Genomic DNA, 12,024 nt, shown 5'->3' on the forward strand with positions numbered 1-12,024 from the left:
TCACAAATGGCTCTTAAGCCAACAAGACCTCTAACAAAGAGTAGAGGCGAATCGGGTTGTATTAAGTAACAAGATGCATATTGCGTTTTTGATTATTTCGCCTTGGCGGGATTCATATCGAAAATGCCTCGTCGGCTGACGTTTTTCTACCGAGTTCACCCTTGAACTCGTCAACTGTCATTTTTTACAGTTGTCTGTAGAAGCGTTGGCTATAAGCTTTAGGGTCTTCATGGATCCTTAACTTGGTATTTAGAGCATGGGAAAAGGAATTGATGGCGCCACCGTTGCGCCTAAAGAGCGTATTAATATCAAATATGTGCCAGCAACCGGTGGTCAACAGGCGGAAATAGAACTTCCCCTGACCATGATGGTTATCGGCAACATGAAAGGACGTACGGAAGAGACCCCCATCGAGGAGCGCCAGACCGTCTCCATCGACAAGAATAATTTTTCCTCTGTCATGAAAGAATCTGCACTGGAACTGAAGTTCTCCGTTCCCAACCGCCTGGAAGAGAACAGCCAGGACGAGTTGCCGGTGTCGATCAAGATCCAGTCCCTGGAAGACTTCACCCCCGACAGCGTTGCCCAGCAGGTTCCCGAGCTGCGCAAGCTGCTGGAACTGCGTGAAGCCCTGGTTGCCCTGAAAGGACCGCTCGGAAATATCCCGTCCTTCCGCAATCGTTTGCAGGATCTGCTGTCCAGTGACGAGGCTCGCGAGCAGCTGCTCAAGGAGCTGGATCTGATCAAGCCTGCCGAGTGATCTGCAGATTAATTGACTGATTGATAAGGAAAAAACATGTCTCAGGTCGAAGAACAGGTTCAAGCGGGGGCGAGTGCTGCCTCCTCGTCCTTGCTGGACGAAATCATGGCGCAGGCACGCATTACCCCGGTGGACGAGGGTTACAGCGTCGCCAAGCAGGGGGTTGCTGCTCTCATCGCAAATATTCTGGACAGTGGTACCACCACTGACCCGGTCAACAAGGCCCTGGTGGACAGCATGATTGTCGAGCTCGACAAGAAGCTGAGCAAGCAGATGGATGTCATCTTGCACGCCAAGGAAGTGCAGGAGCTGGAGTCCTCCTGGCGTTCCCTCAAGCTCCTGGTGGATCGCACCGATTTTCGCGAGAACATCAAGATCCAGGTGCTGCATGCGACCAAGGAGGAACTGCTGGAAGATTTCGAGTTCTCACCCGAGATCACCCAGTCAGGCCTCTACAAGCACGTTTATTCCACTGGTTATGGTCAATTCGGTGGTCAACCCATCGGTGCCGTGATCGGTGATTACGCCTTCACCCAAAGCTCTCCCGACATCAAGCTGATGCAGTATGTCAGCGCGGTGGGCGCCATGGCCCATGCCCCCTTCATCTCCTCCGTCGCACCGACGTTCTTCGGTGTGGACAGCTTCACCGATCTGCCGTCCATCAAGGATCTCAAGTCGGTATTCGAAGGCCCGGCCTACACCAAGTGGCGCTCTCTGCGCGAGTCGGAAGATGCCCGCTACCTGGGGCTGACGGCACCGCGCTTCCTGGCGCGCCTGCCCTACGATCCAACCGAAAACCCCATCAAGGGCTTCAACTACCAGGAAGACATCAGTTCGGATCACGACCACTACCTGTGGGGCAACACCGCCTATCTGATGGGGACTTCCCTGACCGACAGCTTCGCCAAGTATCGCTGGTGCCCGAACATCATTGGCCCGCAGAGCGGCGGCGCCATCCACGACCTGCCGGTACATGTGTACGAGGCCATGGGTCAGCTGCAAGCCAAGATCCCGACCGAAGTGTTGATCACCGATCGCCGCGAGTATGAGCTGTCCGAAGAGGGCTTCATCACCCTGACCATGCGCAAAGACAGCGACAATGCCGCCTTCTTCTCCGCCAACTCGGTGCAAAAGCCCAAGGTGTTCCCGAACACCAAGGAAGGCAAGGAAGCGGAGACCAACTACAAGCTGGGCACCCAGCTGCCCTACATGTTCATCATCAATCGCCTGGCACACTACATCAAGGTGCTGCAGCGCGAGCAGATCGGCTCCTGGAAGGAGCGTCAGGATCTGGAGCGTGAACTGAACGGCTGGATCAAGCAGTTCGTGGCCGATCAGGAGAACCCGCCGGCAGACGTGCGTAGCCGCCGCCCGCTGCGTGCCGCCCAGATCAAGGTGCTGGATGTGGAAGGGGAGCCGGGCTGGTATCAGGTCGCCATGGCCGTCCGTCCGCACTTCAAGTACATGGGGGCCAGCTTCGAGCTGTCTCTGGTAGGTCGTCTGGACAAGGAATAATGGCCGATGCCGTCTCTCTCTTCCTGGGATAGAGGAAATGCGGCCAGCCTGTTTGACCGGATCCGGGGGGAGGGGGTTCACCCTTCCCCCCGTTCGGAAGTGGATGATCTGGTGGATTCTGTCAAACGGCAGCTTGACCAGATCCTCAACACTCGCCCCGGCAATTGTCGCAGTGCTCCCGAGCTTGGCGTCGTCGATCTCAATGACGCCACCCAGGGCAGTGCCGATATCAAGGGGCGGATCCGTGAGGCGATCCGGCAATGCATCCGTCGGTATGAACCGCGGATAGTTCATGTGGAAGTCCGTTCACCCGATGCTCAGGCGAGCCCGCTCGAGATGTCGTTTCAGGTGACGGCCCATGTGAGGCTGGAGCACATCGAACAGGTTACCTCGTTCAACGTCCACCTGGACAGTCACCGTCACTACCGCATGGTCTGATCAATGTCGCTGGAACATTACTTCAGGGATGAACTGGCATTTTTGCGCCTGCAAGGGCGCGAATTTGCAGACGCCTATCCCGAACTCACCCGTTTCTTGTCCGAGCAAAACACGGATCCGGATGTAGAACGCCTGCTGGAAGGCTTCGCGTTTCTCACCGGCAACCTGCGCGCCAAGATAGAGGACGAGTTCCCCGAGCTGACCCACGGTCTGCTCAATATGCTCTGGCCCAACTATCTGCGCCCCGTCCCCAGCATGACCATCATGCAGTTTTCGGTCATCCCCGGGGCCATCACCCAGCCGGCGCTGGTCAAGCAGGGGTGTCAGCTCGACAGCCTGCCCATCGACGAAGTGACCTGTCACTTCCAGACCAGCCACGACGCCTGGATCTACCCGGCCGATATCCGCCACATCGCGGCCCAGAGCGGCAACGATCTCTCCACCATCTCCCTGGATATCGCCCTGCATGCCCCCTTGCCCCTCGATGAATTGCAGCTCGACAAGCTGCGTTTCTTCCTCGGCGGGGACAACTATACCGCCTATGAGCTCTACTTCTGGCTCTCCAACCAGCTCTCCCACATCGAGCTGGAGATAGACGGCAAGCGCTTTCGTCAGGAAGCCAACGCCCTCAAGCCCATCGGCTTCGAGCGCGATGACGCGCTCCTGCCCTACCCGAACAACGTCTATTCCGGCTATCGCATCCTGCAGGAGTATTTCTGCTTCCCCGAGAGTTTCCTCTTCTTCGAGCTCTCCCGGGGGGAGTGGCCCAGGCAGCCGCTGCCGGTGAGCGAATTCAAGATCCATTTCTGTTTCGACAAGCCGCTGCCCGCCGAGCTCAAGATCCGGCCGGACTCCTTCATGCTCAACTGCGTGCCGGCCATCAATCTGTTCCAGCACGACAGCGAACCGGTCAACCTCAACGGACGCCAGGCGGAATATCCCCTCAAGGCGAGCTACCGCCACGCGGACAGTTTCGAGATCTTCTCGGTGGACGAGGTGGAAGGCTGGGTGGAGGGCAACCTCGGTCGCTCCCGCGGCACGCCGCGCATCTATCAGCCATTCGAGAGTTTCCAGCACCAGATAGAGCGGGCCAAACAGCGGCTGGCACTCTACTACCGGGTGCGGGTGCGCGAATCGGTGAGCGGGGACGGGTTTGAACACAGCCTCTCCTTCGTGCGCGGGGACGAGACCACCACGGTGGAACTGGATGAATCCATCTCCGTCACCCTGACCTGCACCAACCGCTCCCGGGCCGCCACCCTCAAGGTGGGCAACATCTGCGTGCCGACCGGCAGCTCGCCCTCATTCGCCACCTTCCGCAACTTGATCCGGCCGACCCGGCCCCTGCGCCCGGCCCTGGATGGCAGTCTGCACTGGACGCTCATCTCCAACCTGTCGCTCAACTATGTCTCCCTGCTGCGCCGGGATGCCCTGGTGCAGGTGCTGCGCACCTATGACTTTCCGGCCCTGCACGACAAACAGGCGGAGCAGGCCTCGCGCAAGCGGCTGGGGGGGATCGAGCAGATCGAGACCACCCCGGTGGACAGGTTGGTGCGTGGCATGCCGGTGCGGGGGCTCAAATCCGTGCTGCATGTCCGCCAGTCCGCCTTTGGCAGCGAGGGGGAGCTCTATCTGTTCAGCACAGTGCTGGCCCACTTCTTCTCGCTATACGCCAGCGTCAATGCCTTCCACCTGCTTGAGGTGGTCAATCTCGACAACAAGGAGCGTTACCAGTGGCCAGTCCAGATCGGTCAACACTCCCTGATGTGAGCGCCGCCAAGGAGGCGCCCCGTTTCAACTTCTTCCAGCTGGTTGAGCTGCTCAACCGGCTGGATGGTGCGGATCAGGAGCGAGGACTCGACTACCTGCCAGAGGATGAGGGGATCCGCTTCAAGGCGACCGCCTCCTTAGGGTTTCCCACCAGCGACGTGCTGCAGATCGGCCGTGATGACAAGGGGCGCCACCAACTGGAGGTGGCCTTCCTCGGCCTGCACGGCAGCCAGTCCCCCATGCCGGGTTACTACCTCGACTCCCTGGCCTGGGAGTACGCGCAAGGGGAGCAGAAGCTCGGCCTGTTTCTGGATTTCTTCCATCACCGACTGCTGACCCTGCTGCACCGGATCTGGCGCAAATACCGCTATCACGTGCGCTTTCAGGATAACGGCGAGGATGGTTTCTCCCGCCTGATGTTTGCCCTGGTGGGGCTCGGCAACGAGGCGGTCTGCCGCAGTTTGCCGGTGAACCGGGCCAAGATGCTCTCCTATGCGGGCCTGCTGGCGAGCCCCAGTCGCTCCCCCGAGGTGGTGGCGGGGCTGGTGGCCCACTGTTTCGATCTGGCGGACGTGGAGGTGAGCGCCTGGCAGTGGCGCCGGGTGCCCATCCACCAGGATCAGCAAAACCGGCTGGGCCGTGCCTGCGCCACCCTGGGAGGGGATTTCGTCATCGGCGACAAGGTCAACGACTGCGCCGGCAAGTTTCTATTGAAGATCAACAACCTGAGTTTTGGGCAGTTTCTCGGGTTTCTCCCGAACGGGGAGCATTTCCACGCCCTGGTGACCTTTGTCTCTTTCATTCTGCGCGACCAGCTGGCCTGGGATCTGCGCCTTGGTTTCGGCCAGGAGCAGGCAAGGGGGCTGAGGCTCGGGGAGGAGCAGAGTGCGCGCCTGGGGTGGAGTACCTTCCTCGGCGCACCGCCGAGTGACCCGTTTGTCACCATTTGTGTTCAGGAATAAGTGCAGGAATGAGAGCAGGAGTGAATGTGAACGACCTAAACCAGCAACTTTCCCTGGTGGTGCTCAACAGCGAACAGCTCGACGGCAACCAGCAGGTGCAATACGGCTTCGGCGAGATGGGGGGGACCCTGGGCGCCTCCGAGCAGGATGACTGGCAACTGCGGGATCGGCTGGGGGCCGTCATGCCGGCACACGCCAGGATTGAGCTGCAGGACGGCCGTTTCTGCCTGTGCGATCTGAGCGGCCAGACCTACATCAATGGCGCTACCTCCCCCATAGGAAGGGCGCGCAAGGTGCATCTGGAGCAGGGGGACGAACTCGTCGTCGGCCCGTTCCGGCTGCGGGCCTATCTCGGCGCCATCACCCCGGAGCAGAGTCTGCAGCAGGTGCTGGGCAACCGCCCAACCGAACAGCTGGACGAGTGGTTGGCGAGCGACGAGCCCCACATCGGGCAGGAAGATCCTCACTCCCTGGCTCTCGATCCCTTGTTGGCGTTGCAGCACGAGCGTTCAGCCCTGACCCCCCTGGTGGCCCCGGGTCGCCAGCGCGAATTTCCTTCACAACCGGATATGGAACATCCGTCCCTGTCCCCCTTTTCTGCCATCGAGAACACCATGAGCCAAGAATTTCTGGATATGCCCGGCATCGAGAATCACCCGGATTATCGCCCCTCCCTTGACGGGGTGGATCACGTCGCCCTGACCCCCTTGATGCGTGGCCTCGGCCAACCGCTGCAACTGCAGGACACCCAGCAGGCCCATGACATGCTCGAAGAGATGGGCAAGACGGTACGTGCCATGGTGGAAGGCTTGTTGCAGTTGCAAAGCGATCAGGCGGCGCTGGCGGACAAACACCTGCGCCCCATCGAGGACAACCCCCTGCGTCTGGGGCTCGACTACGACGAGACCCTGGCGGTGCTGTTCGCCGAGCAGAAGAGCCCGGTACACCTGACGGCTCCGGCGGCGGTGGCCGAGAGTCTGCGCAACGTGCGCATTCACCACGTGGCAAACCAGCAGGCCATCGGCGCCGCCCTGGACAGCATCCTGCAAGCCTTCTCGCCGGATGCCCTGGTCGGGCGCTTCGAACATTACCGCCGCACCGGCACCCCGGGCGCCGCGGACGAAGGCTGGGCCTGGAACATGTACCAGCACTATTACCGCGAGCTGACCTCTGCGCGCCAGCAGGGGTTCGACAAGCTGTTCCATCAGGTCTATGCCCAGGCCTATGACCAGGCCGTGCGTCAGCAACAGGGGCTGATTGGATGAGACGTGCGCTGATGCTGGGTACCGCGCTGCTGGTCCTGGCAGGTTGTACCACCATGGGCAAGATGGCCGACGTGGCCATGAACCCGGACATCCAGGTGGGCAGCAACGATGATCAGCCCTCCACCCTGGGCCTGAGCCTGGTGGCGGAGCCGGACGTCAATCCCAACGAGAGCGGGGAGGCGGCGCCCATCGAGTTCCAGGTGCTGCTGCTGGCGGAGGATTCCAAGCTGCTCGCCACCGATTACGACCAGGTGACCGAGGATGTGGAGAAGGCGCTTGGCAAGAACTATCTGGACCATCAGGACTACACCCTGCTGCCGGGGCAGTTCAAGTATCTGCCCCCCGTCAAGCTCGACGAGAAGACCCGCTACATCGGCGTGATCGCCCGCTACGCCGATCCGGACAGCGCCGAGTGGCGCAAGGTCATCAAGGTCAAGAGCACGGGCCGCGCCTATCAAATCCTGGTTCATCTGCGTCTGGATGAAGTGGAACTACAACAAGAAGAAGAGTGACCATGTCGAGTCGAAATCGGGTTATCTGGCGAGAGGGGCTCTTCATCAAGCCCCAGCACTTCCAACAACAACAGCGGCATTCGGACTACGCGCTGCACGCCCGGCTGAGCGCGCTGTCGGACTATTTCTACGGGCTCCAGTCGCTGGCCATCAACGAGGATTACCTCGGCTTTGGCCGCATCGCCCTGGTGGGGGCCACCGGCATTTTGCCGGACGGCACCGTGTTCAACATCCCGAACGACGATGTGCTGCCGACCCCGCTGGAGGTCACCGACGCCTCGGTGGCCAACCAGAAGGTCTATCTGGCGCTGCCGCTGTCGGTGAGCGGCGTCAACGAGGTCAATCAGGGGGGCCAGGTGGCCACCCGGCTGCAGGCCCATCGCCACGATGTACGCGACCTGCACAGCGAAGGGGGAGACGTGGTCTCCCTCGAGGTGGGTCGGGTCAGCCTGCGGCTGATGCTGGAGCGTGACGATCGCAGCGCCTATGCCTCCTTGGCCATCGCCCGCATCCTGGACAAGCGTCCGGACGGCGGCCTGGTGCTGGATCCCAACTTCATGCCCTGCAGCATCAGCGTCTCCGCCATTCCGGCCCTGAAACGCTTCCTCGGCGAGTCCGCCGGCCTCGTGGCCGAGCGGGCCCGCAGTCTTTCCCAGCGTATCGCGGCGCCGGGTCAGCAAGGGGTGGCGGATGTGGCGGAGTTCATGATGCTGCAACTGCTCAACCGGGCTCAGCCCCAGCTGGCGCACCTGGCGCGCCTCGGTACCTTGCACCCGGAGCGGCTGCACGAGGCCCTGGTGCAGATCTGCGGCGAGTTGATGACCTTCACCGACGAGTCCCGCCTGCCGCCGGAGTTTGCCGCCTATCGCCACGACGATCAGCAGCAGAGCTTCGAACCCGTGATGCTGGCCCTGCGCCAGGCCCTCAGCACAGTGCTGTCGCCGCGGGCCGTCTCCATCCAGCTGCGCAAGCACCAGTACGGCGTCATGGTAGCCGTGGTGGGGGAGAGCGAGCTGATGCAAAGCGCCGACTTCGTGCTGGCGGTGCGTGCCCGCATGCCCCAGGAGCAACTGCGCAAGCAACTGCTGCAACAGACCAAGGTGGCCTCGAGCGACAAGATCCGCGAACTCATCAGCCTGCAACTGCCCGGCATCCCGTTGCTGCCGCTGCCGGTGGCCCCGCGCCAGCTGCCCTATCACGCCGGTTACAGCTACTTCCAGCTCGATCGGCAGAGTCCGGCCTGGCAGATGCTGGCGGTGGGCAACACCCTCGCTTTCCACATCGCCGGCGACTTCCCGGAGCTGGACATGCAGCTCTGGGCCATTCGCAGCCAGTGATCTCACAAGGAATAAGCACAGATGACCACGGACATTATCAAGAACGAGCAACTCAGCGACCTGTTGTTCGATCATGCCGAGCAGCTGGACATGGACTCGGACTACTGGTTCCGCCTGCGGGGCCAGAGCATCAATCCCATGATCGACGCCGTGACCCCCTTGCTCGGCCTGGTGCAGCGGGTGCGCCTGCTGTCGCGCTACGACCGGGTACCCGAGCTCTACCAGCGGGTGGTGACCGAGATCCAGGCCATCGAGCAGGAGCTGATGGCCCAGGGCTACGAGAACGGCGTGGTGCTCTCGTTTCGCTACATCCTCTGCACCTTCATCGACGAGGCCGTGATGGGCCGCGACTGGGGTAGCCAGAGCGAATGGTCTGAGCACTCCTTGCTGACTCGTTTTCACAACGAGACCTGGGGCGGGGAGAAGGTGTTCGTGCTGCTCGCCCGCCTGCAGGAGGACCCGGTGCGCTATCGGGACATCCTGGAGTTCATCTATCTGTGTCTGTGTCTCGGTTTCGAGGGGCGTTACAAGGTGATGAGCAAGGGGCAGGGGGAGTTCGAACGCATCGTCAGACAGTTGCACAAACAGTTGTCCCCCGAGGCGAGCGGCGAGGCACCCAGTGTGTTTCACCTGGACCTCGGTCAGCAGGCCTCCCGCTATCGGCTGCGCAAACAGGTTTCCCTGCGCAGTCTCTACCTGGGGGGCGCCGTGGTGCTGGCCATCATCTTTGGCCTCTATCACCACCAACTCAATAACCAGACTCAGGACGTTCTGCGTCAACTGGGCGAATTATTAAAATAATATTCTGAGGAGAGCACGCCTTGATTCGTATAGAGCTACCGGTACTGGTGGAAAGACTCAATCCCATCTGTCGTCACATGCTGGAGGAGGCTGCGGCCCTCTGCGTCAACCATCAGGGGGCCGAGATCCGCATCGAACACCTGCTGCTGAAGATGCTGGATACCCCCTTGTCCGATGTACGCCAGATCCTCAAACGGGCCGAGGTGGAGGTGGAAGAGCTGCACACCCTGCTGCAGCCTTCGTCCGCCGACAGCGGCTATGGACAGGGTTACCCCTCCTTCTCGCCACTCCTGGTGGAGTGGCTGCAAGACAGCTGGCTGCTGGCCTCCGCCGAGCTGCAACACGGCCAGTTGCGCAGCGGCGTCATGCTGCTGGTGCTCTTGATGACCCCCCAGCGCTACCTGCCGGGTTCGGTGACGCGTTTGCTTGCCAACGTCAATCGGGAGCTGCTGCGCCAGCAGTTCGATGAGTGGGTGAAGGAATCGGCCGAGACGCAGGTGACCGCCTCCAGCAACGGCAACGCCGCCCAGGCTGCCTTGCCCGCCGATGCCAGCCTGTTGGCCCGCTTCACCGTCAACGTGACCGAGCAGGCCCGTCAGGGCAGCCTGGATCCCGTCTTGTGCCGGGATCACGAAATTGATCTGATGATCGACATCCTCTCCCGTCGCCGCAAGAACAACCCCATCGTCGTGGGGGAGGCCGGGGTGGGCAAGAGCGCCCTCATCGAGGGGCTGGCCTTGCGCATGGTGGCAGGTCAGGTGCCCGAAAAGCTGCGCGAAGTGGAGCTGATGACCCTGGATCTCGGTGCCATGCAGGCCGGGGCCTCGGTCAAGGGGGAGTTCGAGAAGCGTTTCAAAGGGGTGATGCAGGAGGTCAAGGAGGCGGTGCGCCCCGTCATCCTCTTCATCGACGAGGCCCACACCCTGATCGGGGCGGGCAACCAGGCCGGTGGCCTGGACGTCTCCAACCTGATCAAACCCGCCCTGGCCCGCGGTGAGCTGCGTACCATCGCCGCCACCACCTGGGGCGAGTACAAGAAATACGTGGAAAAAGATGCGGCCCTGTCGCGCCGCTTCCAGCTGGTGAAGGTGGGCGAGCCCAACGCCGAGGAGGCCACCGTGATCCTGCGGGGCCTGCGCAGCATCTACGAGCAGTCCCACGGGGTGCTCATCGACGAGGAGGCGCTGCAGGCCGCCGCCCAGCTCTCCGCCCGTTACCTCTCCGGTCGCCAGTTGCCGGACAAGGCCATCGACGTGCTCGACACCGCCTGTGCCCGGGTCGCCATCAACCTCACCACGCCGCCGCGCGCCGTCAGCCACCTGCAAAACGAGCTGCGCCAGCGGGAGCTGGAGATCCGCCAGCTGGAGCGTCAGCGTCTCATCGGTCTGGGTGACAACGAAGAGCGCCTCGCCGAGTTGCAGGCCGCCCAGTCTGCCTGTCGTGATGCCCTGGTGGAACAAGAGGCCCAATGGCAGCAACAACAGGGGCTGGTGCAGCAGATCGTGACCCTGCGCGCCGCGCTGTTGGCTGACGAGCAGGATGAGTTGTTAAAGACAGAGGCGCTGGATCTGGCGGATGCCCCGCTGGACCTCCACGCTGCGGCCCAGCAGCTGGCGGCGCTCGAGGACGAGCTTGCCGCCCTGCAGCAGGAGTCCGTACTGGTCTCCGCCCACGTGGACAAGACCCAGGTCGCAGCGGTGATCGCCGAGTGGACCGGGGTGCCGCTCAATCGCATCTCCCAGGGGGAGCTCGACGTGGTGACCCGGCTGCCGGAGTACCTCGGGGATCTCATCAAGGGGCAGGATGTGGCGGTGGCCCATCTGCACAAGCACCTGCTGACCGCCCGCGCCGACCTGCGCCGCCCGGGCCGTCCTCTCGGCGCCTTCCTGCTGGTGGGCCCGAGCGGGGTCGGCAAGACAGAAACCGTGCTGCAAATCGCCGAGCTGATGTTCGGTGGTCGCCAGTATCTGACCACCATCAACATGTCCGAGTATCAGGAGAAACACACCGTCTCGCGCCTCATCGGCTCCCCCCCCGGTTACGTGGGTTTTGGCGAGGGGGGCGTGCTGACCGAGGCCATCCGCCAGAAGCCCTATTCCGTGGTGCTGCTGGACGAGGTGGAGAAGGCGCACCCGGATGTGCTGAACCTCTTCTATCAGGCGTTCGACAAGGGCGAGCTGGCAGACGGGGAGGGGCGCATCATCGACTGCAAGAACGTGGTCTTCTTCCTCACCTCCAATCTGGGTTTCCAGACAATCGTCGACAACGCCGAGCAGCCGGACGTGCTGCTGGATGCGCTCTACCCCGAGCTCGCCGCCTTCTTCAAGCCGGCGCTGCTGGCGCGCATGGAGGTGATCCCCTATCTGCCGCTCGGTCACGAGACCCTGGTGCAGATCGTGGGGGGCAAGCTCAACCGTCTGGTCAAGCTGCTCAAGGAGCGCTTCGGCGCCGAGGTGGAGCTGGATGCGGAGGTGGCCGAAGAGATACTGCGCCGTGCCAATCGCAGCGAGAACGGGGCCCGCATGCTCGAATCCGTCATCGACGGTGCCCTGCTGCCGCCGGTTTCCCTGCAACTGCTGCAGCGTCTGGCCGCCGGTGAACCCATCAACCGGGTGCGCTTCTCTGTGGCGGATCAGCAGTTCCTGGCCGAGGTGGGGGCTTGAG

The 12,024-nt window shown here is 62.1% G+C and carries 10 protein-coding genes; all 10 read left to right on the forward strand.

What is annotated here, in order from left to right:
* Positions 1-256: 256 nt before the first annotated feature.
* The 10 genes from tssB to tssH are packed head-to-tail and all read left to right on the forward strand — an operon-like array spanning position 257 to position 12,023.
* The gene (gene tssB, locus ACW5W7_RS02500; protein ID WP_349921890.1) at positions 257-760 is read left to right on the forward strand and encodes a type VI secretion system contractile sheath small subunit; all 504 of its coding nucleotides are present in this window, start codon (positions 257-259) and stop codon (positions 758-760) included.
* Positions 761-796: 36 nt separating this feature from the next.
* Positions 797-2,275 carry a type VI secretion system contractile sheath large subunit gene (tssC, locus tag ACW5W7_RS02505; RefSeq protein WP_349921892.1) on the forward strand — a complete coding sequence of 493 codons (1,479 nt, stop codon included), beginning with the start codon at positions 797-799 and terminating at the stop codon, positions 2,273-2,275.
* Positions 2,276-2,281: 6 nt separating this feature from the next.
* Positions 2,282-2,713, forward strand: a complete 432-nt coding sequence (gene tssE / locus ACW5W7_RS02510) for a type VI secretion system baseplate subunit TssE (RefSeq protein WP_349921893.1) — start codon at positions 2,282-2,284, stop codon at positions 2,711-2,713.
* A gap of 3 nt (positions 2,714-2,716) precedes the next feature.
* Positions 2,717-4,483 carry a type VI secretion system baseplate subunit TssF gene (gene tssF / locus ACW5W7_RS02515; RefSeq protein WP_456500656.1) on the forward strand — a complete coding sequence of 589 codons (1,767 nt, stop codon included), beginning with the start codon at positions 2,717-2,719 and terminating at the stop codon, positions 4,481-4,483.
* The gene (gene tssG / locus ACW5W7_RS02520) at positions 4,447-5,445 is read left to right on the forward strand and encodes a type VI secretion system baseplate subunit TssG (RefSeq protein ID WP_349921895.1); all 999 of its coding nucleotides are present in this window, start codon (positions 4,447-4,449) and stop codon (positions 5,443-5,445) included. Before tssF ends, tssG begins: the two co-directional genes overlap by 37 nt.
* A gap of 26 nt (positions 5,446-5,471) precedes the next feature.
* Positions 5,472-6,710, forward strand: coding sequence for a type VI secretion system-associated FHA domain protein TagH (gene tagH, locus ACW5W7_RS02525; RefSeq protein ID WP_456500657.1), 1,239 nt, complete (start codon positions 5,472-5,474; stop codon positions 6,708-6,710).
* On the forward strand, positions 6,707-7,222 hold the full coding sequence (gene tssJ, locus ACW5W7_RS02530; RefSeq protein WP_456500658.1) for a type VI secretion system lipoprotein TssJ: 516 nt from the start codon (positions 6,707-6,709) through the stop codon (positions 7,220-7,222). Before tagH ends, tssJ begins: the two co-directional genes overlap by 4 nt.
* Before the next feature lie 2 nt (positions 7,223-7,224).
* Complete coding sequence (gene tssK / locus ACW5W7_RS02535; protein WP_349921898.1) at positions 7,225-8,559, forward strand: type VI secretion system baseplate subunit TssK; 1,335 nt, start codon at positions 7,225-7,227, stop codon at positions 8,557-8,559.
* A gap of 21 nt (positions 8,560-8,580) precedes the next feature.
* The gene (icmH, locus tag ACW5W7_RS02540) at positions 8,581-9,360 is read left to right on the forward strand and encodes a type IVB secretion system protein IcmH/DotU (protein ID WP_349921899.1); all 780 of its coding nucleotides are present in this window, start codon (positions 8,581-8,583) and stop codon (positions 9,358-9,360) included.
* A gap of 20 nt (positions 9,361-9,380) precedes the next feature.
* Positions 9,381-12,023, forward strand: coding sequence for a type VI secretion system ATPase TssH (gene tssH / locus ACW5W7_RS02545; RefSeq protein WP_456500659.1), 2,643 nt, complete (start codon positions 9,381-9,383; stop codon positions 12,021-12,023).
* Position 12,024 lies beyond the last annotated feature (1 nt).

This window comes from Aeromonas intestinalis, assembly GCF_054052485.1.

Bases quoted from the DNA above. Each gene is read 5' to 3' on its own strand.
- tssB (WP_349921890.1), top strand. From the start codon at position 257: ATGGGAAAAGGAATTGATGGCGCCACCGTTGCGCCTAAAGAGCGTATT.
- tssC (WP_349921892.1), top strand. From the start codon at position 797: ATGTCTCAGGTCGAAGAACAGGTTCAAGCGGGGGCGAGTGCTGCCTCC.
- tssE (WP_349921893.1), top strand. From the start codon at position 2,282: ATGCCGTCTCTCTCTTCCTGGGATAGAGGAAATGCGGCCAGCCTGTTT.
- tssF (WP_456500656.1), top strand. From the start codon at position 2,717: ATGTCGCTGGAACATTACTTCAGGGATGAACTGGCATTTTTGCGCCTG.
- tssJ (WP_456500658.1), top strand. From the start codon at position 6,707: ATGAGACGTGCGCTGATGCTGGGTACCGCGCTGCTGGTCCTGGCAGGT.
- tssK (WP_349921898.1), top strand. From the start codon at position 7,225: ATGTCGAGTCGAAATCGGGTTATCTGGCGAGAGGGGCTCTTCATCAAG.
- icmH (WP_349921899.1), top strand. From the start codon at position 8,581: ATGACCACGGACATTATCAAGAACGAGCAACTCAGCGACCTGTTGTTC.